Origin of the sequence: Effusibacillus consociatus (assembly GCF_042652925.1) — a bacterium.
GTDB lineage: Bacteria > Bacillota > Bacilli > Tumebacillales > Effusibacillaceae > Effusibacillus > Effusibacillus consociatus.
The window spans coordinates 90844-111794 of the sequence record NZ_JBHSHC010000096.1; the positions used below are offsets into that span (position 1 = coordinate 90844).

General features: G+C 47.6%; 18 protein-coding genes. 17 read left to right on the forward strand and 1 reads right to left on the reverse strand.

Translation table 11 applies throughout. The features are described 5' to 3' along the window. The first annotated feature begins 6 nt into the window (after positions 1–6). The 13 genes from ACFO8Q_RS11900 (at position 7) to ACFO8Q_RS11960 (ending at position 12902) form a co-directional block, all read left to right on the forward strand. Positions 7–531 (forward strand): TRAP transporter small permease, encoded by a 525-nt coding sequence (locus ACFO8Q_RS11900; RefSeq protein ID WP_380025993.1) that lies wholly within the window; start codon positions 7–9, stop codon positions 529–531. Position 532: 1 nt separating this feature from the next. After that, a complete protein-coding gene (locus ACFO8Q_RS11905; protein WP_380025994.1) occupies positions 533–1807 on the forward strand; it encodes a TRAP transporter large permease in 1275 nt (424 codons plus the stop codon). A gap of 37 nt (positions 1808–1844) precedes the next feature. Beyond that, positions 1845–3107: a nickel pincer cofactor-dependent isomerase, group 22 gene (locus ACFO8Q_RS11910; protein ID WP_380025995.1), complete on the forward strand. Its 1263-nt coding sequence runs from the start codon at positions 1845–1847 to the stop codon at positions 3105–3107. A gap of 24 nt (positions 3108–3131) precedes the next feature. Continuing rightward, positions 3132–4574: an aldehyde dehydrogenase family protein gene (locus ACFO8Q_RS11915; RefSeq protein WP_380025996.1), complete on the forward strand. Its 1443-nt coding sequence runs from the start codon at positions 3132–3134 to the stop codon at positions 4572–4574. Between the two features lie 18 nt (positions 4575–4592). After that, positions 4593–5798 (forward strand): hydroxyacid-oxoacid transhydrogenase, encoded by a 1206-nt coding sequence (locus ACFO8Q_RS11920; RefSeq protein WP_380025997.1) that lies wholly within the window; start codon positions 4593–4595, stop codon positions 5796–5798. Positions 5799–5834: 36 nt separating this feature from the next. After that, positions 5835–6839 (forward strand): 4-hydroxythreonine-4-phosphate dehydrogenase PdxA, encoded by a 1005-nt coding sequence (gene pdxA, locus ACFO8Q_RS11925; protein ID WP_380025998.1) that lies wholly within the window; start codon positions 5835–5837, stop codon positions 6837–6839. A gap of 45 nt (positions 6840–6884) precedes the next feature. After that, complete coding sequence (larA, locus tag ACFO8Q_RS11930; protein WP_380025999.1) at positions 6885–8147, forward strand: nickel-dependent lactate racemase; 1263 nt, start codon at positions 6885–6887, stop codon at positions 8145–8147. A 31-nt stretch (positions 8148–8178) separates the two neighbouring features. Then, complete coding sequence (locus ACFO8Q_RS11935; RefSeq protein WP_380026000.1) at positions 8179–8895, forward strand: urease accessory protein UreH domain-containing protein; 717 nt, start codon at positions 8179–8181, stop codon at positions 8893–8895. A gap of 24 nt (positions 8896–8919) precedes the next feature. Then, complete coding sequence (larE, locus tag ACFO8Q_RS11940; protein ID WP_380026001.1) at positions 8920–9729, forward strand: ATP-dependent sacrificial sulfur transferase LarE; 810 nt, start codon at positions 8920–8922, stop codon at positions 9727–9729. A gap of 13 nt (positions 9730–9742) precedes the next feature. Continuing rightward, positions 9743–10423, forward strand: a complete 681-nt coding sequence (gene larB, locus ACFO8Q_RS11945; protein ID WP_380026002.1) for a nickel pincer cofactor biosynthesis protein LarB — start codon at positions 9743–9745, stop codon at positions 10421–10423. Beyond that, complete coding sequence (gene larC / locus ACFO8Q_RS11950; protein WP_380026003.1) at positions 10420–11718, forward strand: nickel pincer cofactor biosynthesis protein LarC; 1299 nt, start codon at positions 10420–10422, stop codon at positions 11716–11718. The genes larB and larC overlap by 4 nt, the downstream gene beginning before the upstream one ends. Positions 11719–11870: 152 nt before the next feature. Further along, a complete protein-coding gene (locus tag ACFO8Q_RS11955) occupies positions 11871–12059 on the forward strand; it encodes a hypothetical protein (protein ID WP_380026004.1) in 189 nt (62 codons plus the stop codon). Positions 12060–12221: 162 nt separating this feature from the next. Further along, complete coding sequence (locus ACFO8Q_RS11960; RefSeq protein WP_380026005.1) at positions 12222–12902, forward strand: serine/threonine protein kinase; 681 nt, start codon at positions 12222–12224, stop codon at positions 12900–12902. Positions 12903–12968: 66 nt separating this feature from the next. Here ACFO8Q_RS11960 and ACFO8Q_RS11965 read toward each other — a convergent pair whose 3' ends face one another. Beyond that, on the reverse strand, positions 12969–13205 hold the full coding sequence (locus tag ACFO8Q_RS11965; RefSeq protein WP_380026006.1) for a hypothetical protein: 237 nt from the start codon (positions 13203–13205) through the stop codon (positions 12969–12971). A 506-nt stretch (positions 13206–13711) separates the two neighbouring features. On the opposite strand from ACFO8Q_RS11965, the gene ACFO8Q_RS11970 reads away from it, so the two are divergent. Genes ACFO8Q_RS11970 through ACFO8Q_RS11985 form a run of 4 tightly spaced genes read left to right on the forward strand, consistent with a single transcriptional unit; the run spans position 13712 to position 20931 of the window. Then, positions 13712–16102 carry a 3-hydroxyacyl-CoA dehydrogenase/enoyl-CoA hydratase family protein gene (locus tag ACFO8Q_RS11970; protein ID WP_380026007.1) on the forward strand — a complete coding sequence of 797 codons (2391 nt, stop codon included), beginning with the start codon at positions 13712–13714 and terminating at the stop codon, positions 16100–16102. A gap of 38 nt (positions 16103–16140) precedes the next feature. Further along, positions 16141–17316, forward strand: a complete 1176-nt coding sequence (locus tag ACFO8Q_RS11975) for an acetyl-CoA C-acetyltransferase (protein WP_380026008.1) — start codon at positions 16141–16143, stop codon at positions 17314–17316. A 14-nt stretch (positions 17317–17330) separates the two neighbouring features. Further along, complete coding sequence (locus ACFO8Q_RS11980; protein WP_380026009.1) at positions 17331–19106, forward strand: acyl-CoA dehydrogenase family protein; 1776 nt, start codon at positions 17331–17333, stop codon at positions 19104–19106. 49 nt (positions 19107–19155) lie between these two features. Further along, the gene (locus ACFO8Q_RS11985) at positions 19156–20931 is read left to right on the forward strand and encodes an acyl-CoA dehydrogenase family protein (RefSeq protein ID WP_380026010.1); all 1776 of its coding nucleotides are present in this window, start codon (positions 19156–19158) and stop codon (positions 20929–20931) included. The last annotated feature ends 20 nt before the right edge of the window (positions 20932–20951 follow it).

Genomic DNA, 20951 nt, shown 5'->3' on the forward strand with positions numbered 1-20951 from the left:
CAAGGGGTGACTTATTTGCAAAGTGTAATTAAGGGAATTGATGCGATCAACAGATTGCTGCGTTATTTTGCTGCTCTATTGCTGATGGGTATGTCCGCAATTATCGTCTATCAGGTGATTGTTCGATTTTTAACCAAATATGCCGACATTGAGCTGCCGCGATGGACGGAAGAATTGGCTCGGTACCTTATGATCTGGTTGGTGTTTATCGGAGCCTCCCTCGCTGTTCGTTATAGTGCGTTGATCGGTGTGGAAGCAATTTCCGAACGGCTGAGTAAAAACCTGCAAAAGACATTGAAGATTCTCGTTCTTATCCTATCTATGTTCTTTTTTGTCATCATGATTGTCTATGGCTTTGAAATGTTGGGTCATGTTTCTGCACAACTTTCTCCCGGCATGAAGCTGCCGATGTCAATTCCATATGCTTCTGTTCCTGCCGGCGGCTTTTTCATGCTTTTAAATTCGACAGCCGTCCTGTTAGAGACGTTACAGGGTGAAGCCAAGCGGGATTTCTTCAAGGGGGCGGAATAATATGGCTTCAGTTATGTTGGTTTCCTTACTTATACTTTTATTATTTAGCGTACCTGTTGCTTTGTCATTGGGTCTTGCCTCAACAATTGCCTTCCTGAGCGAAGGAGATATGCCGCTGCTGGTTCTCATTCAACGGATGTTTGCGGCTCTTGATTCCTTTCCGTTGATGGCGATTCCCTTCTTTATTCTGGCAGGATCGCTTATGGAGACAGGTGGAATATCCCGCCGATTGGTCAACTTTGCAAACTCCTTAGCCGGGGGAATGACCGGAGGACTGGCTGTTGTTACGGTGATTACCGCGATGTTCTTTTCTGCGATTTCCGGTTCAAGCGCGGCAACTACTGCGGCAATTGGTTCCATTCTGATTCCCGCCATGGTGAAAAGAGGATATGATCTTCGCTTTGCAGCCGCGACACAAGCCGTGTCAGGGGAATTAGGCGTTATTATCCCGCCTTCGATTCCAATGATACTCTTTGGGATCTCAGCCGGTGTGTCGATCGGAGATTTGTTTATGGCAGGTTTTCTTCCGGGGCTGCTGATCGGGGGATCTCTCATTGTCGCATGCTGGTATCTGTCAAAGCGTCGGGGTTACACGGGTGAGTCCGGAATTACCTGGGCGATGAGATTGACCGCTTTTAAAGAAGCGTTTTTGGCTTTATTGATGCCGGTTATTATTCTGGGTGGAATTTATGGCGGCGTATTTACACCGACTGAGGCAGCTGTGGTTGCTGTGGCCTACGCCTTTATTGTAGGGGTATTCATATATCGCGAAGTGAAGTGGAAGGATCTGATTGAAATATTTGCGAAGTCTTCCATCACCACAGCTATCATTATGATCATTATTGCCAATGCCGGCATGTTCGGATGGATCTTGACACGGGAACAGGTACCGCAAGAGATCGCTTCCTTCTTCACTTCCATTTCGGACAGCCCGATTGTCTTCCTGCTTCTTGTTAACATTTTGTTGTGGTTTGTCGGAATGTTTTTTGAGACATCCGCTTCGATCATAATCTTGGCTCCGTTATTGACACCGGTAGCAGTTGCACTAGGCATCGACCCGGTTCATTTCGGAATGATTGTGATCGTTAACTTGGCAATGGGTATGGTGACACCGCCTGTTGGGGTCAACCTGTTTGTCGCCTGCCAGATAGCAAATGTGAAATTGGACCAGCTGTCGAAAGCTTTACTACCGTTCTTCTTTGTCCTGGTTGCCGACATTTTAATTATTACGTACGTGCCGGCTGTTTCAACTTGGTTACCGTCGATTTTGAAGTAGACAGACATACCTGAACGAAGGAGGGGCATCGAGTCTCATGAAATTTCCAAGGATAGTGAAAATCAAACAGCATTTTCAAGGTCCTGTTGTAGAGGATATTGACGCTGCCGTATCCGAACAGTTAACACAGGCAGGATTAGGTCGAAAGATCACTCCAGGAATGAGAGTGGCAATAACGGCGGGAAGTCGCGGGATCGCCAACATTCCGATGATTATCCGCGCCACCGTAAACGAACTTAAAAAAATGGGTGCCCTGCCGTTTATTGTACCGGCAATGGGAAGTCATGGCGGAGCCACGGCACAAGGTCAAGTTGAAGTTCTGGAGAGCCTTGGAATTACGGAGGAGTTCTGTGGTGCTCCTATCCTTTCTTCGATGGAAGTGGTACACGCAGGGGATACCCCTGGCGGAATGCCTGTATATGTCGATAAATACGCTTGGGAAGCGGATGGCATAATTCTGATGGGACGAGTCAAGGTGCATACGGATTTCAAATCTCCGATCGGGATTGAAAGCGGTCTGATGAAGATGGCTGCCATTGGTCTTGGCAAGCATAAGCAGGCCCTCTTGATTCACAGTTACGGAGTTCAAGGGATACGGGATATTATGCCGGAAGTCGCACGCGTCGTATTGGAAAAGGCAAACATCCTTTGCGGAGTTGCAATCATAGAAAACGCGTTTGAACAGACCGCCAAGATTGAAGCGATTCCCCCAGAAAACATCCCGCATCGGGAAAGTGAATTGCTAAGAGAATCAGCCGCGTTAATGCCCAAACTGCCTGTCGAGGACATCGATGTCCTGGCCGTCGGGGAGATCGGGAAAAACTACAGCGGAACCGGCATGGATACCAACATAATCGGAAGAATTCGCATCCATGGTGTGGAAGAACCAAAAACTCCACGGATAAAGTACATCATTGCAAGCGATCTGAGCGAAGAGTCTCACGGCAATTCGTTGGGAATCGGTCTTGCTGATCTAACAACCAAGCGGCTGTTTGATAAGATCGATTTTCAAAAAATGAATGAAAATGTCGTCACAAGCACATTTCTGCATCGAGCGATGATACCGATTGTTCTTGACAATGATCGGGAGGCACTTTCCGCCGCTTTGCGGGCGAACTGGGGGACTGAACCGGAGCAGGCAAGAATCGTGTTAATCCCCAATACGCTGCATCTTGAATACCTGTATGTGTCTGAATCATTACTCCCGGAGATTACAGATAGGGACCACATAGAGATAATTGGCGACTTGCAGGAGCTCAACTTTGGTAACGATGGTTATTTGCATAAATGGCATAACTAACATTTAGGGTGGGAGTGTGAAGTCATGCAAACAAGTGCAGAGAAGGAAGTGCTTGTGTACGGAAACTTTATCAATGGACAGTGGACCGAAGGCAAAGACTATCTGCCGGTATTTAATAAATATACAGGTGAAGAGATTGCCCGCATTGCGAAAGCAACCAGAGAAGAGGTTGCCGATGCGGTGACGAGTGCGAAAGAGACGTTCAGTAAAAAGAAACTGAGCCCTTACGAACGCTACGAGATTTTGATGGCAGCAGCCGATATCTTTAAACAGCGAAAAGAAGAATTAGCGATGACTCTCGTTCAGGAAGTGGGCAAAGTCCTCAAGGATGCCCGTGCGGAGATTGATCGCGGGATCCAAACGTTTATTGCTTCGGCAGAAGAAGCAAAACGAATTGCCGGTGAGGGAATTCCATTGGGACAGCCGGGCAATGAGGGGAAAATGGCGTTTACCGTACGTGTGCCGGTTGGTGTTATTGGCGCAATTACCCCGTTTAACTTCCCTTTCAATTTAACGGCCCATAAGGTCGGACCCGCGATTGCAGCCGGGAATTCAGTCGTTTTAAAACCGGCTGAACTGACTCCGATTATTGCTTGCAAAATGGCTGAGATACTTACGGACGCCGGATTGCCTGGAGGCCACCTTAACATAGTCAATGGATTGGGTCATGAGACCGGCCAATTTTTATTGGAAGATGATCGGATTGATATGTTTACTTTCACTGGAAGCCCAGGCGTGGGACGTCACATTAAAAGCACGACGGGCATACGTAAGGTCACTCTTGAACTGGGGAATAACTCGCCTACTATTGTTCACAAAGACGCACCTGACATTGGGAAGGCAGCTGAGCTATGTGTAACCCGTGGAGTTGGCAATGCGGGGCAAGCGTGTATTTCAGTGCAGCGTGTTTATGTTCATCGCGAAGTATACGATCTATTTGTACAAAATGCGGTTCAAGTTGCAGAGTCGTTGAAAGTTGGCAACCCGGAAGATCCCGGTACTGACGTGGGACCCATGATTTCAGAGAAGGAAGCAAAACGGGCGGAAGAATGGATTCAAGAGGCGGTCGGTCAGGGAGCAACAGTTGTTTCCGGCGGGATCAGGGAAGGTTCTATCCTGCACCCTACAATTCTGGTGAATGTGAAGCCAGAGATGAAGGTAATTTGTCAGGAAGTTTTTGCGCCGGTAATCAGTATCATTCCTTTTGATGATATTGAGGAGGCTTACCGGCAGGCGAATGATACCCGGTTCGGATTGCAAGTGGGTTTGTTCACCTCAAATCTCCAGTTTGCAATGAGGGCCACTCAGGCACTGAATTTTGGCGGGGTTATTATCAATGATGTTTCGACTTACCGTGCGGACGTAATGCCTTATGGCGGTGTCAAGGATAGCGGAATCGGCAAAGAAGGTCCCCGTTACGCCGTTCAGGAAATGACAGATGAACGCATCGTTGTCATCAATCTGTAAGGGGGGACAAGAAACAGGATGAGAAATACGTGGGAGTTTTTTTCAACCGAACGCATTGTTTTTGGAAATGGAGCCATTCAACGACTGGATCTGATCCTCAGGCGGCTCCAGGCAAAGAATGTATTGATAATCACCGATCCTGGCATCAAACAGGCTGGTATAGCCGATCAGGTGATTTCCTTGCTGCAAGAGGCTGACTATAAGGTAGTGGTATATGACAAGGCGGTCCCGGAACCACCGGTCAGTACCGCTTTGGAATGTCATCAGTTTGCCAACTCTCAAATCAATACAGATGCAATAATTGGACTTGGTGGAGGAAGCAGTATCGACTTGGCGAAGATAGTCGCACTGTTGATGGCTCATGGCGGACACCCGCTGGATTATTTTGGCGGGGAAAACCAGGTTCCGGGGCCGATCGCTCCTTTGATTGCAATTCCCACCACAGCTGGAACGGGTTCAGAGGTAACATCTGTAGCGGTCCTAACAGATGTCGAAAACAATATCAAAGTGGGGATCTCCGACAATTATCTCCGACCTGCTGTTGCTCTGCTGGATCCTGAGCTGACAACCGGTTTGCCGCCTTATGTGACAGCCTGCTCCGGAATTGATGCGCTCGCTCATGCTGTGGAGGCGTATACAGCCAAAACCTATAAATATATTCAGGCTGAAGGCAATCTGTTGTTTCAGGGCTCGATTCCGATTAGTGACGCATTGGCCTTGCAGGCGATTGAACTGATCGCTAACAATTTAACATTGGCAGTGCACCAAGGCAGCAATCTGGAAGCGCGATCCAACATGCTATTAGGCAGTTTGCTTGCCGGAATGGCTTTCTCGAATGCAGGCACGGCTGCTGCTCATGCCCTGGCATATCCGATTGGCGGATTGGTGAAATCTCCGCACGGAGAGGTAACGGGTCTCCTATTGCCCTATGTGATGGAGTATAACGCTGCAGTAGAAAAAGATAAAATGATTCAAATTGCAAAAGCGTTTGATGCTGATACGAACGGTCTTGGTGAAAAGGAACTGGCATTGGCGGCCTCTAAGGCTGTGTTTCATCTGCTTGAGGAGATCGGCTTGCCAACGCGTCTGTCTCAAATTGGAATCCGGGAAACCGATATTCCCGAAATTGCGGAGAAGGCATTGGGAATTGCCCGATTAGTACGGAACAATCCTCGCGTACCGACAAAAGAAGGGTTTGAAGAATTACTTCGCAAAGCTTTTTAGAACTGCTAAAGCCATCAAAAGACGGGAGAGATCAGAATGTCAATTGCCAAGCCGATTATTGCAATTACCATGGGTGACGGTGCAGGTGTAGGACCTGAAATTATAATTAAGGCTCTTCAGGATCAAGAAATGTACGAGATATCCGCGCCTTTCGTGATTGGAGACGCGAAAAGACTCGAACAAGCGAATCAAATTGTAAACGGGAATATGAAGGTTCGAGTGATTGAGTCTGTAGAAGAAGCTTGCTTTGAATATGGGACTGTAGATTGCATGGACTTGAATTTATTACCGGCAGATTTGCCGTTTGGGCAGGTGTCTGCTGAGGCAGGCAACGCCGCTTTCCGCTATTTGGAAAGGGCTATTCAATTGGCAAATGACGGGAAGATCGATGCAATATGTACAGCTCCTCTCAATAAGGAAGCTCTTCATAAAGCCGGACATATTTTCCCGGGACATACGGAAATTCTGGCCAAATTGACAAATACGGAAGATTTTTCGATGATGCTGTCGGCTCCTAAATTGAAAGTCATTCATGTGACTACGCATATTGGGATTATTGACGCTGTTAAACAGATCAATCCAAAGCGTGTATATACTGTGATCAAACTGGCTCATGATACCCTGAAAAAGGCAGGTTATCAAAACCCGCGTATTGCGGTTTGCGGGATCAATCCGCATGCTGGGGAAAACGGCCTCTTCGGATACGGAGAAGAGGAAGAAAAAGTGGTACCGGCTGTGGAACAGGCACAAAAAGAAGGGATTCATGCAGTAGGACCGCTTCCGGCCGATACCCTATTTTTCCGTACTACAAGAGGGGATTTCGATATTGTAGTCGCGATGTATCACGACCAGGGACATGGGCCGGTGAAGGTGCTCGGCTTGGAAGCGGGAGTCAACATCACCGTGGGGCTCCCCATTATCCGTACCAGCGTTGATCACGGAACTGCGTTCGATATTGCAGGCAAAGGAATTGCTGACGAACTAAGTCTGAAAGAAGCATTGCGCCAAGCGGCGGAATTGGCTCCTAACCGAGTCCAGTGAATATAGGGGACAGCTCTGTTGCTGTTCACTGAGGAGGGATGGCTTTTGAAGATCAAGCTTGAATATGGAAAAGAAGGAGTAACGGTTAATGTGCCTGACACGGCAGTTGTGGTCGAACCTATCCATCTTGACGGACTTGCAGATGAAAAGGGGGCGGTACTCCACTCTCTTCGGAACCCGATCGGATCGATCCCGCTTCGTGAGATGGTCAAAAAGACGGATCGCGTGGCAATTGTCATCAGCGACATTACCCGTCCAACACCAAACCACAAGCTTGTACCATGGCTATTGGAAGAATTGTCTCATGTCCCTCTTGAACAATTCGTTGTGATAAACGGAACAGGAACTCATCGTGACCAGATGAGGGAAGAATTTGTAGAGATGCTTGGCGAATGGGTCGTTGAGAACGTCCGGATCATCAACAACAACTGCCATGACAAGTCGACACAGGTTAAGGTTGGTACAAGCCGTTTCGGTTGTGATGTGTACCTTAATAAGGAATATGTGGAGGCTGATTTTCGCATTGTCACAGGCTTTATTGAACCGCATTTCTTCGCGGGATTTTCAGGCGGACCGAAAGGAATCATGCCGGGGGTTGCCGGCTTGGAGACCATTCTGACGTTCCACAATGCGAGGATGATAGGCGATCCGCTCGCAACCTGGGGCAACATGGAAGGCAACCCGGTGCAGGAAATGAGCGGAGAAATCAATAAGATGTGCAAACCCGATTTTATGTTAAACTTCACTTTAAACGGGGACAAGGAAATCACAGAAGTATTTGCCGGCGAGTTGTTTGAGGCCCATTCAGTGGGATGCGCTTTTGTGAAAGAGCATGCGATGATTAAATGTGATCAGCGGTTTGATGTAGTGATCACGTCAAACTCCGGCTATCCTCTTGACCAGAACCTTTATCAAGCGGTAAAAGGCATGAGTGCGGCACACAAAATTGTGAAACAAGGCGGCACCATCATCTGTGCGGCTGAGTGTTCGGACGGACTGCCAAATCATGGGAATTATGCGAAGATTCTTCAAATGCGCAGGACGCCGCAGGAGATTCTTGACATGATTAATGACCCGGCGTTTCAGGTTTTTGATCAGTGGCAAGTGCAGAAACAAGCTGTCATTCAAGTATGGGCAGATGTATTGGTATATTCTTCGTTATCCGATGAAGAGGTGGAGAGAGCCATGTTCAAACCGATTCATGATATCGAGAAGACCCTGGATGAGCTGAGGGCGAAATACGGGGAAAACATGTCAGTTGCAGTACTCCCGCTCGGACCTCTAACCATTCCATACGTGGAAGATTAAGGAGTTTATAAATGCTTGGGGGAGGTACGTTATGGAACAAAGTTTGCTCTCAGTGCTGACGCTTGCTTTTGGATTGGGGATCAAACATGCGATTGAGCCTGATCACGTAATTGCAGTATCGACAGTAGCCAGTCAGACGAAAAGATTACGGAATGCTTCTTTGTCCGGTGTGTTCTGGGGAATTGGACATACGGCGACACTTTTTGGCGTGGGGATGGTGTTCATTCGGCTGAAGAACGAGATACCGGAAAAATGGGCCATGTCTCTGGAATTCCTTGTTGGTATTATGCTTGTTTACTTGGGAATAACAAGCTTGCTTTCCTACAATAAAAAGAAAATCCATGTTCATGTGCACGAGCACGGTGGGGTTGCACATAAACACTTTCACTCTCATGAACAGGTCGGGTCACATGATCATCCACATCATGGTGTGTCTTATTTGAAGTCAATGATCATCGGTTTGATTCATGGTCTTGCCGGAAGCGCTGCCCTTGTGTTATGGACCATGTCTGAGGTGAAGAGTGTATGGGAAGGGGCCGTATATATCTTGGTTTTCGGTGCGGGAACGGTTATTGGAATGCTCCTTTCCACTACGATGATCGGGATACCATTCGTATTAAGCGCGAAAAAGACAGATATCAATCATGTACTGAGTAGAATTATAGGGGGTGTCAGTACCGCGTTTGGTATTTATTACATGTATAACCTGGGAGTTACAGAAGGGCTGTTTAATCTCTGGGCGTTATAAGGGGTACGAAGAGGAGAGGATTTTATGGATCTTCGGACGAAGAATAAACGTTTAGGTGAAATTTTGCGGGAAATGGACGAAGTGATTGTCGCATTTTCAGCGGGGATTGATTCAACGTTTGTTTTGGCAAGAGCATTAGAAGAATTAGGTGACAAAGTATTGGCGGTGACGGCTGCTTCCGAAACATTTCCGGAACGAGAATTGAATGAAGCGATCGAGTTGGCTCAGAAGGTAGGCGCACGACATGAAGTTATACAAATCAAGGAAATGGAAAACCCCAACTTTGTAGCCAACAATCCGGACCGTTGTTATCACTGTAAGACAGGTCTTTATTCCAGTCTGACTCAACTGGCGAAGGAAAGACAAATTCCGTGGATTCTGGATGGAGCCAATATGGACGATCTCGGCGACTATCGGCCGGGGCGGAGGGCCGCAAAGGAATATGAGATCCGCAGTGTGCTGCAAGAAGCCGATTTATATAAGGAAGAGCTTCGACAATTGGCGCGTGAAATGGGGTTGCCCAATTGGGACAAACCGTCTTTTGCCTGTTTATCCTCCCGAATTCCGTACGGGAACATTATTACCATGGAAAAGGTGGAACAGCTGGACCGGGGGGAAGAGGCATTGCGGAAAATGGGATTCCGGCAGCTTCGGATCCGGCATCATGACACGATCGCCCGTATCGAGGTGCCTCGAGAGGAGTTTGCGCTTGTATTGCAAATGGCCGACCAAATAACAGAAGTTTTAAAAGGCGAAGGATTTGCCTATGTTACGCTCGATCTGCAGGGATATCGAAGTGGTTCAATGAATGAAACTCTGCTGAAGGTTCTGTAGACAGGAGAGTCATATGAGAGAATTTGAAGATTTAGGATTTTGCAAAGTGGATATTGGAAGGGAAGAAAGAACCGGGTACCCGGAAGTCATCTTCGGACACGGCAAGACAGTCTCACAGGTGCGAGAAATTTTTCACCGTCTGATGGAAGTTCATGGTCGGGCAATGGTGACCCGGGCAACGGAAGAGATGGCTGTGGCGGTGCAAGCAGATTTTCCGGATGCGGTCTATGACTCTGTATCTAGACTCCTGACTTGTGGGGAGTCTGCTCGCAGATTCCCGGGAAAGGTCCTCGTTCTTTGTGCTGGAACATCCGATCTTCCAGTCGCGGAAGAGGCTGCCGGAACGGCCGAGTGGATGGGATGTCAAGTCGAAAGAATCTATGACGTGGGAGTGGCAGGCATAGATCGCCTGCTCGCTTACCGGGATAAGCTTCGAGAAGCTCAAGTGCTTATTGTGGTGGCTGGTATGGAAGGTGCCCTCGCAAGCGTGGTGGGCGGTTTGGTTCGGCGGCCTGTAATTGCCGTGCCGACGTCCGTAGGATATGGTGCACACTTTCAAGGTTTGACTCCGCTGCTCTCGATGATGACATCCTGTGCTGCGGGAGTAACGGTGGTGAACATCGACAATGGATTTGGCGCCGGTTATTCAGCTGCCATTATCCAACAACTTGTTATGGAGGCTTGTTCCCCATGAAGGCGTTATATTTGGATTGCATCTCCGGGATTTCCGGTGATATGACATTGGCTGCCCTGATTGATCTGGGGGCAGATCTTTCTTATATAGTGGGACATTTAAAGCGACTGCCGCTTGATCCGTTTGATATGCATGTTGACACGGTTGTGAAACGGGGAATTGCCGCGAAAAAACTGCATCTGCACATCGGCGGCTCCTACCACCATGAGCACCACCATGAGCACCACCATGAGCACCACCATGAGCACCACCATGAGCACCACCATGAGCACCACCATGAGCACCACCATGAGCACCACCATGAGCACCACCATGAGCACCGTCGGGCAGCCGAGATTTTCGCCATGATCGATCACAGTGAACTTCCGCCACGGGTAAAACAACGCAGCCGGGCGGTTTTTGAAGCAATTGCCGTGGCGGAAGGCAAGATTCATGGAATTGATCCGAGTGAAGTTCATTTTCATGAAGTGGGAGCAATGGATTCCATCATTGATATAGTCGGAGTTTGTTTGGCCCTTGAGAACCTCGGAATTGACGAAATCTACGCATCACCTGTTCCCACAGGTCACGGTAAAGTTCGCATGGCACATGGACTCTATCCGATACCTGCCCCCGCGACTGCGGAACTTCTGAAAGGGGTGCCATTGGCCGAGTTGGACGTGCAAGGGGAATTGACCACTCCGACAGGAGCAGGTATATTGCAAGCCCTGGTGAAAGAGTTTGGGCCAATTGCTTCTATGACGATCGAACGAATTGGATATGGGGCGGGAGAGAAGGAGTTTGACCATCCAAATGTGCTCAGGGCGTTGTTGGTTCAAAAGTCTGGTACGAACAGCGAACTTCCAAACCTGGCTGGGATCGCGGATGGCAGAGAGCCGATTTTTATTCTGGAAGCACAACTTGATGACATTACGGGTGAAGCTCTTGGCTATACGATGGAGAGGTTGTTTGACGCGGAGGCTCTAGATGTGTTTTACACTCCGGTTTATATGAAGAAAAACCGGCCCGGTACACTGGTGACAGTTCTTGCCTTGCCGGAAACGGCGGACCGGTGTGAAGAAGTTCTGCTGGTAGAAACAACAACGTTGGGAGTCCGCCGAAGTGTATGGTCTCGCCAGATATTGGACCGGAAGTTTCGTCTGGCAGAAACCCCTTTTGGGCGAATTCGTGTAAAGCAAGCGTACCTAAGAGACAGAATGGTCCACGAAGCTCCGGAGTTTGAAGATGTGGCCAAGGCGGCAAGGCAGTACGGGGTAACGTTTCAAGAGGTGTACGAGATTGCAAAAAAAAGTTGAAAGTGAATGAACCGGTCCGGATCTGTTGCTGCTTCAAGGATCTAGGACTTTAGAACCGTTTTTTGACATGTTACAAACTTCGACATATTTCTCTTACACCTATTTGTATAATTAGGCTACCAGGACTCGGGGAGTAGGGAGATGAGTCGTATATGCAGAGCAATGTGTATTTTATGTCGCTTGCTATGACCAGTAACGATGTGGAGTACCGACTAACCAAAATCAGCAGAGAGTTAGACAAAATCGATACCAGTCTGAACCATCTTCAAGCGGAAACTTCTTTTCTTTTGCGAGAAATTGAAAACAAGTTGGCGATTCAGAATCTATCCCAGGCGATTTAATAACACATTGCCAATATGGGGCAGCAGAATAATCTGTTGCTCCTTTTTTCATGCGATTGTCCCGAGAACATTCTTCCCTCGCGTGGTAAAATAAAAAGACCCTGGCAACGAGGGCAGCAATAAAAGTGCGACTCCGGAAAGACGATGACAGGAGATGGTGTCATGGTTCCAAACTGGAATTGGGCAGAAGGCGCTCTCAATCAAATACAAGTTCTTGCACAAGAAGACAATGCACCCGTGATCGTTTTAGGAAGCGCCGAGGGGTTGCGCTGCATCGGGATCGGTACGGATGCCGCCGTATTTCGACATCAAGAGCTTCCCGAATATGCATTTAAGGTTTACACTGCGGAAGCTGAAGCGAAAAAAACAGTGGAGGAACAGGTTTACTCGAAGTTGGATGAATCTCCGTATTTTCCAAAATGTTATGGGGCGGGGAAAAACTATTTGGTGCTCAGTTACGAACCAGGGGTTACCCTGTATGATTGCCTGCTGCAAGGCATCCATATTCCAAGACAGGCAATTGACGATGTGGAAGAAGCTCGCAAGTATGTCCGAAGCGTCGGATTGAATCCGCGAGACATACATTTGAAAAACATCCTTTTACAAGACGGAAGAGCAAAACTCTTGGATGTATCGGAATATGTAAAACCCGGAAACGACCGTCGATGGGAGCACTTGCTTTGGGGATATGAACAATTCTATCCTTTAATCGACGGGGTCAAGGTTTCCTCATGGGTATTGGACACGGTTAAAAACTGGTATAAAAAAATGGACACGGCAACCTTTGCGATCGAGGATTTCGGAAAACGGATCAGCCAACTTTTTGTGGGTAACGATCGATAAGGCCAGGAAAGATACGGAAGTTCTAACATGAAAGAACCCCCGCTGCGCGCACGGGGGTTCTGGTTGTTACTCTTCAACGGGAATGGTGGTAATTACAGTCTGATATCCATATCCGTAATCAGCTTCCAATCGATTTTCGACCACTCGAATGATAATTTCCCGTTTATGAATGGCATCAAAAGCGGAGAATAGGGGATACCCCTGATCATTGACACCCAAATATTCGATGTCTTCCAGAAAGGAGTCACACCTTTCCTTGATCAACTCTAATAATTGCTGCTGCGAGTAATGTGTTGTGCCCATAACCTACATCCTTTCCAAAACTCATTTGTGGGGATGCTTCCTTATAATACTTATTCAACTAGTTTCCCCGATACTCCTTGTTTTTTGCATTGGATTTTTAACAAAATCCGAAGCGAATACTTCTTCTTCAGGCCCGAAGCTTTTACCTTTGTTAGCATTGTGTTCATTTATTGCCGGTTTGGATGCGATCATCACTAGGTATGTTTGTGTCGCCCGACAAAATTTCCGCGAAAAAGGGAATTTACTGAAAAAAAAGAGTGTGCTATAATATGAATGACCATTCAGTCAAAACTGCTTCCTTCCAATCAGTTGGTAGGGAGCGGGTAGTATAAACACTATTTTTCACCCATACACATGTATCGATGCAACCAGGGGACTGATCCGCACAGCAACAATCTGACTGGGGGGCCCGGCCAGCAATGGCTAGCCTAACAAAACCAACCAAAACATTACGCGGTTGATTGGTCTGGTAACTTTGGTGGGACTATTGAGGAGGAGGTTCAGGGATGGATTGGAAGATTAAGAAAGTGGCAGTTATCGGAGCAGGGGTTATGGGTTCCGGCATTGCGGCACATTTCGCAAATGTAGGGATCCCGTCATATCTGTTGGATATCGTTCCGAAGGAACTGACGGAAGAAGAAACTCGCAAGGGATTGACTCTGGAACATCCGCAGGTTCGGAATCGCCTTGCACTGAAGGCCAAAGAAGGACTTCCCAAGGCGAAGCCCGCTTTGTTGTATGTACCGGATAACGTTGATTTGATCACACCCGGCAACATTGAGGATCATCTGTCGGTTCTGTCAGAGGTGGACTGGATTATTGAAGTGGTCGTTGAGAATCTGGCAGTCAAGCAGCAGTTGTTCGAAAAGATCGAAAAGATTTGGAAGCCGGGCATCATTGTCTCTTCCAACACTTCAGGTGTCTCAATCAATAGTATGTCGGAAGGTCGCAGCAAAGAATTCCGCGAACACTTCCTTGGCACACACTTCTTCAATCCTGTTCGTTACATGAAATTATTGGAAGTCATTCCATGCACGGACACCAAACCGGAACTGCTCCAGTTCATGGTAGATTTCGGGGAGCGGGTACTTGGAAAAGGAGTCGTTGTCTGCAAAGACACCGTAAACTTTATTGCAAACCGAATTGGGACCTACGGTTTAATGGTCACCGTTCAGGAGATGGTGAATGCATCTCTTGGAGTCGATGATGTTGATGCAATTACCGGACCTGTTATGGGACGCCCGAAATCGGCAACTTTCCGGACACTTGATATCGTAGGATTGGATACGTTCGTTCATGTAGCAACCAATTGCCATGACAACGTAACCGATGCTGATGAAAAAGCCACTTTTGTAATCCCGGATTTCATGAAAGAAATGGTGACACGCAAGTGGCTCGGAGAGAAAACGAAGCAGGGCTTCTATAAAAAAGAAGGAAAAGACATTCTCGTTCTTGACTACAATACGCTTGAATACCGTCCAAAGGAAAAGAAGACGTTTGCTTCCCTGGAAGCGGCGAAACTTCAAGGCGGTTCCCGAGATAAGCTGCGTGCGCTTGTTTATGGGCAAGACCAAGCAAGCCAGTTTGCATGGAACGTGCTGAAACGTGTGCTTCTGTATTCGGCGGAGAAAGTTGACGAGATCGCTGGTGATATCGTAAGTGTTGACAAAGCGATGAAGTGGGGCTTCAACTGGAATTTTGGACCATTCGAGACTTGGGATGCAATCGGTCTTGAAAAATCGGTTGCCCGCATGAAGGAAGAAGGAGAAACCATCCCGGCATGGGTGCAGGAGATGGTTGCTTCCGGCAAGACTTCCTTCTACAGCAGGGACAATGCTGTTAAATCCTTCTATACCTTGAAGGGTGAATATAAGGGAATCGAAGAAAAGAAAGAAATTATCGATCTGAAAGCGCTTAAGGAACAAGGCAAGACAATCAAGTCTAACGCAGGTGCTTCCTTAATTGATATTGGGGACGGCATCGCTTGTCTGGAATTCCATTCTCCCAACCAGGCAATCGGAGCTGACATCACCATGATGATTCAGCAGGCTTGTGAAGAAGTTTCGCAAAACTGGCGCGGTCTGGTGATTGGAAACCAGGCAAAGAACTTCTGTGTCGGTGCGAACCTGATGATGATTCTGATGGAAGCACAAGACGAGAACTGGGATGACATCAGTTGGATTGTAAAACAATTCCAGGACACAACGATGAAATTGAAATATCTGGATAAACCGGTTGTTGCTGCACCGTTTGCCATGACACTTGGCGGTGGTATCGAAGTGTGCTTCCCGGCTGATCGAATCCAAGCGGCTGCCGAGAGCTATATTGGACTTGTGGAAGTTGGTGTAGGTCTGCTTCCAGGCGGTGGCGGTAACAAAGAACTGTTGATTCGCAACATAGAAGCGGTACAAGACCAAAAGGATGTCGATCTGCAACCGCTTGTCAATAAAACATTTGAAACGATCGCTATGGCGAAAGTGTCAACTTCCGGTCCGGAGGCTAAGAAGATCGGGTATCTCCGCCGTGAAGACAGAGTAACTGTTAACAACGACTATCTGATTTACAATGCGAAGCAGACTGCAATCGCATTGGCGGACGCAGGTTACCGTGCACCGCAAAAGAAAATGATTCGGGTAGTTGGCGAACCTGGATATGCCGTGTTGAAGCTTGGAGCTCAATCGATGAAACTGTCAGGTTACATCTCTGACCATGATGTGAAGATTGCTGATAAAATCGGCTTCGTGCTAGCCGGCGGTCGAGTGCCTGCGAATACCTGGGTGACCGAAGAATACCTGCTCGATCTTGAACGTGAAGCATTCCTGAGCTTGTGCGGCGAGCCGAAGTCACAGGAAAGAATGCAGTACATGTTGTCCAAAGGAAAACCGTTACGCAATTAACACTCACTTCGATGAGTGTCATTTTGGAGGGGAAGGGCATGAAAGAAGCTGTTATTGTATCGGGTGTTCGGACTGCTGTTGGTAAAGCTCCCAAAGGTTCGCTCCGACAAACGCGTCCCGAGGATTTGGGCGGTATCGTTTTGGAGGATCTGATTCGCCGTACACCAGGCTTAGATCCGGCTGGGATTGAAGACGTAATTATTGGTTGTGCAATGCCTGAAGGCGAACAAGGAATGAACCTTGGTCGTATCGTGGCACAGCGCGCAGGAATACCAAACCCTGTTTCCGGTATGACAGTGAACCGTTTCTGTTCATCCGGTCTCCAGACAATTGCACTCGCTGCTCAACAGATTATGATCGGGCAAGCGGATGTGATTATTGCGGGTGGCGTGGAAAGTATGAGCCATGTCCCCATGACAGGATACAAGCTTTCTCCTAACCCGTGGCTGGCTGAAAATAAACCGGAAATCTACATGTCCATGGGTCACACTGCAGAACAAGTGGCGCAGCGCTTTGGAGTATCCCGGGAAGATCAGGACGCTTTTGCTGTCCGCTCCCATCAGCGTGCTGCAGCAGCTATAAAAGAAGGCAAATTCAAAGAGGAGATTGTTCCGGTTAAAGCGACTCTCAAGTCTTTTGAAGATGGGAAAGTTCAGGTTAAAGAATTCATTTTTGATACGGATGAAGGTGTTCGTCCGGAGACCACGATGGAAACACTCGCGAAGTTGAGACCCGCTTTTCATGTGAAGGGCTCTGTTACGGCAGGGAACTCCTCCCAAACCTCTGACGGGGCAGCAGCTGTAATGGTCATGTCGGCTGAAAAAGCGGCTTCTCTCGGATTAAAGCCACTGGCTGTATTCCGTTCCTTTGCGGTCGGCGGAGTTGATCCGGATATCATGGGAGTCGGACCTATCGTCGCAATTCCGAAAGCATTGGAGAAGGCTGGAATTTCCAAGGAAGATGTGGATTTGTTTGAAATCAATGAGGCATTTGCATCCCAGGCCGTATATGTAACACGGTACCTTGACTTGGATATGGAAAAGGTAAACGTGAACGGCGGTGCAATCGCACTTGGGCATCCGCTCGGATGTACGGGCTCGAAGTTGACGGTTTCATTGATCAATGAACTGCGTCGTCGCAACGGGAAGTATGGAGTAGTGTCAATGTGCATCGGTGGCGGTATGGGTGCTGCAGGGGTATTTGAACTCGTATAAGGAGGCTTTCCAAAATGGCTGAGAAAGTTGCTCAGAAAGTGAAAGGCGGAAGTTTTGTTGTTGAAACCGTTAATCCGAGTCAAGTCTTTACACCGGAGGATTTTAACGAAGAGCAAAAAATGATTGCCAAGACAACAGCAGATTTTGTTGCGGGCGAAGTTGCACCTCATCGTGAACAACTCGAACATTTGGATCTCGACCTGACTGTTAAGCTTTTGAAAAAAGCAGGTGAACTCGGCCTTCTCGGAGCTGATGTTCCGGAAGAATACGAAGGACTGGGACTCGACAAAATTTCTTCCAGCTTGATTACCGAAAACTTTACCCGGGGCGGCTCCTTCGCACTTTCTCATGGGGCTCACGTTGGTATCGGTACTTTGCCGATCGTATACTTCGGCTCAAAAGAACAAAAGCAAAAATATCTGCCGAAATTGGCAAGCGGTGAATGGCTTGCAGCCTACGCATTGACCGAACCGGGTTCCGGTTCCGATGCACTTGGTGCGAAAACCACAGCAAAGCTGTCGGAAGATGGCAAGTATTATATTCTGAACGGTACAAAGCAGTTCATTACCAACGCTGGCTTTGCTGATGTTTTCGTTGTATACGCAAAAATTGACGGAGAGAAATTCTCTGCGTTTATAGTAGAAAAAACATTCCCTGGGGTTTCCACCGGTCCGGAAGAAAAGAAAATGGGGATCAAGGCTTCTTCCACCCGTCCGTTGATTCTGGAAGATGCACAAGTTCCTGTTGAGAACCTGCTGGGAGAGGAAGGACGCGGTCACGTTATTGCGTTTAACATCCTGAACATTGGTCGTTACAAACTCGGAAATGGCTGTGTTGGATCTTCCAAGTACGGAATCGAATTGTCTGCAACCTATGCAAATGAACGGAAACAATTTGGACGTCCGATTTCTTCTTTCCCATTGATCGCCAACAAATTGGCAGAGATGAACATTAGAACGTTTGTGCTTGAGTCTATGATTTATCGAATCGGTGGTCTTTATAATACTGAATTTGAAGGGTATACCGATCCGGAAGATCGTGGTCGTACAAACGCAAAGAAAATCGAAGAATATGCAATTGAATGTTCGATTGCAAAAGTGTTCGGTTCCGAAGTGTTCGATTTCGTTGCGGACGAAGGGGTCCAAATCCATGGCGGTTATGGGTTTATTCAAGAGTATCCGATTGAACAAATGTACCGAGATTCCCGTATTAACCGGATCTTCGAAGGTACGAACGAAATCAACCGTCTGTTGATTCCGGGTACGCTTCTTAAGAAAGCATTCAAAGGTGAAATTCCTCTGCTGCAAGCGGCTCAGAAACTGCAATCGGAACTGATGGGAATGGCGCCTCAAACTCCAAACGACGGACCTCTGGGAACCGAAGAATTGCTGCTTGAGCAAGCGAAGAAAGCGTTCCTGATGGTCGGTGGATTGGCTGTTCAAAAATATCAAAACAAGATCGAAGCTGAGCAAGAAATTCTTGCGAACCTTGCGGATATCCTGATCGAAATTTATGCAATTGAATCTGTGATCCTGCGCACGAAGAAAGCTCTTGCAAATGGTGCAGACGCTCAACTTAAAGTTGCAATGACCCGTGCGTATGTAAACGATGCGTTTGGCCGAATTGAAGCATGGGGCCGTGAAACGTTGGCAGTTATGGAAGAAGGCGACATGCTCCGTACCCAACTGTCCATCTTCAAGAAATTGACCCGTTTCAACCCGGTCAATACAGTAGCACTGAAGCGTGAAGTCGCTGCAAAAGTAATCGAAGCACAAAAATATGTATCCTAATTTTGCGATGTAAAACGATACCTCATTGAGGGAAGGAGGACATTCATTAATGACCGAAAAACTGATGGCTGAAAAAATTAAAGGCGGCAGCTTTGTCATTGAAACTGTGAAGCCTGATCAAATTTTTACACCGGAAGAATTTAACGATGAGCAGAAAATGATTGCAAAAACCACCGCAGACTTTGTGGCTGGTGAAGTTGATCCACACCGCGAGCAGATTGAGCATTTGGACATTGAACTCTCTGATAAGCTCATGAAAAAAGCGGGAGCACTGGGCCTTCTTGGTGCCGATGTTCCGGAAGAATATGACGGAATGGGTCTCGACAAGGTTTCCGGCAGCTTGATCTCGGAGTACTTCTCTCGTGCCGGGTCACTGGCAGTTTCGCACAGTGCACATACAGGGATTGGTACGCTCCCCATCGTTTATTTTGGCACGAAGGAACAAAAACAAAAATACTTGCCGAAACTGGCTACCGGTGAATGGATTGGAGCTTACGCATTGACTGAGCCGGGTTCCGGTTCTGACGCACTCGGTGCAAAAGCAACCGCTAAACTTTCCGAGGACGGCAAGTACTACGTTCTTAATGGTACGAAGCAGTTCATTACAAACGCTGGATTTGCGGATTTATTCATTGTCTATGCAAAAATTGACGGCGAGAAGTTCTCTGCGTTTATCGTTGAGAAAACTTTCCCGGGTGTTTCCACCGGTCCGGAAGAAAAGAAAATGGGCATCAAAGGTTCTTCCACTCGTCCCTTGATCCTGGAAGATGTAAAAGTTCCGGTTGAAAACCTGCTGGGCGAAGAAGGACGCGGTCACGTAATCGCATTCAACATCCTCAACATCGGACGTTACAAGTTAGGCGTAGCTGCTTTGGGTGGTTCCAAATATGCACTCGAGCTGTCCGCCAAATATGCAAACGAACGGAAACAGTTTGGTCGTTCGATTTCCTCCTTCTCTTTGATTGGCAGCAAGTTGGCGGAGATGAACATCAAGTCCTTCGTTCTTGAATCCTTGATTTATCGAATTGCCGGACTTTACGATCACGCATTTGCTGATTTTGACTATCCGGATGATCTCGGCAGAACAGCTGCCAAGCTGATTGAAGAGTATGCAATTGAAGCGTCGATTGCGAAAGTGTTTGGCTCGGAAGTGCTCGACTTCTGCGTGGATGAAGGGGTGCAGATCCACGGCGGATATGGATTTATCCAGGAGTATCGGATCGAGCAAGCATACCGTGATTCCCGTATTAACCGTCTGTTCGAAGGTACGAACGAAATCAACCGTCTGTTGATTCCGGGTACACTTCTGAAGAAAGCATTCAAAGGTGAAATTCCTTTGCTGCAAGCTGCTCAAAAACTGCAGTCGGAACTGATGGGAATGGCTCCGCAAATGCCAAACGAAGGTCCATTGGGAACTGAAGAACTGCTGCTTGAGCAAGCAAAGAAAGCGTTCCTGATGGTTGGCGGATTGGCCGTTCAAAAATATCAGAACAAGATTGACGCTCAGCAAGAGATTCTTGCGAATCTTGCGGAAATTCTGATCGGAATTTTTGCAATGGAATCTGCGATCCTGCGCACCAATAAAGCGCTTCTAAAAGGTGACGCTCCGCTTAAAGTTGCAATGACTCGTGCTTACGTAAACGATGCGTTTGGTCGAATTGAAGCATTGGGCCGTGAAGCGTTGGCTGCTATGGAAGAGGGCGACATGCTGCGTACTCAGTTGTCGATCTTCAAGAAGCTGGTTCGCTTCAATCCGATCAACACGATTGGGCTTAAGCGTGAAATTGCCGCTAAGGTAATAGAAGCAGAGAAGTATGTAAGCTAATCAAAAAGGATGCAGGAGTC

What these genes read in the sequence shown, in the direction of transcription:
- ACFO8Q_RS11905 (WP_380025994.1), top strand. Translation starts at nt 533, where the DNA reads ATGGCTTCAGTTATGTTGGTTTCCTTACTTATACTTTTATTATTTAGC.
- ACFO8Q_RS11910 (WP_380025995.1), top strand. Translation starts at nt 1,845, where the DNA reads ATGAAATTTCCAAGGATAGTGAAAATCAAACAGCATTTTCAAGGTCCT.
- ACFO8Q_RS11915 (WP_380025996.1), top strand. Translation starts at nt 3,132, where the DNA reads ATGCAAACAAGTGCAGAGAAGGAAGTGCTTGTGTACGGAAACTTTATC.
- ACFO8Q_RS11920 (WP_380025997.1), top strand. Translation starts at nt 4,593, where the DNA reads ATGAGAAATACGTGGGAGTTTTTTTCAACCGAACGCATTGTTTTTGGA.
- pdxA (WP_380025998.1), top strand. Translation starts at nt 5,835, where the DNA reads ATGTCAATTGCCAAGCCGATTATTGCAATTACCATGGGTGACGGTGCA.
- ACFO8Q_RS11935 (WP_380026000.1), top strand. Translation starts at nt 8,179, where the DNA reads ATGGAACAAAGTTTGCTCTCAGTGCTGACGCTTGCTTTTGGATTGGGG.
- larE (WP_380026001.1), top strand. Translation starts at nt 8,920, where the DNA reads ATGGATCTTCGGACGAAGAATAAACGTTTAGGTGAAATTTTGCGGGAA.
- larB (WP_380026002.1), top strand. Translation starts at nt 9,743, where the DNA reads ATGAGAGAATTTGAAGATTTAGGATTTTGCAAAGTGGATATTGGAAGG.
- larC (WP_380026003.1), top strand. Translation starts at nt 10,420, where the DNA reads ATGAAGGCGTTATATTTGGATTGCATCTCCGGGATTTCCGGTGATATG.
- ACFO8Q_RS11955 (WP_380026004.1), top strand. Translation starts at nt 11,871, where the DNA reads ATGCAGAGCAATGTGTATTTTATGTCGCTTGCTATGACCAGTAACGAT.
- ACFO8Q_RS11960 (WP_380026005.1), top strand. Translation starts at nt 12,222, where the DNA reads ATGGTTCCAAACTGGAATTGGGCAGAAGGCGCTCTCAATCAAATACAA.
- ACFO8Q_RS11965 (WP_380026006.1), bottom strand. Translation starts at nt 13,205, where the DNA reads ATGGGCACAACACATTACTCGCAGCAGCAATTATTAGAGTTGATCAAG.
- ACFO8Q_RS11970 (WP_380026007.1), top strand. Translation starts at nt 13,712, where the DNA reads ATGGATTGGAAGATTAAGAAAGTGGCAGTTATCGGAGCAGGGGTTATG.
- ACFO8Q_RS11975 (WP_380026008.1), top strand. Translation starts at nt 16,141, where the DNA reads ATGAAAGAAGCTGTTATTGTATCGGGTGTTCGGACTGCTGTTGGTAAA.
- ACFO8Q_RS11980 (WP_380026009.1), top strand. Translation starts at nt 17,331, where the DNA reads ATGGCTGAGAAAGTTGCTCAGAAAGTGAAAGGCGGAAGTTTTGTTGTT.
- ACFO8Q_RS11985 (WP_380026010.1), top strand. Translation starts at nt 19,156, where the DNA reads ATGACCGAAAAACTGATGGCTGAAAAAATTAAAGGCGGCAGCTTTGTC.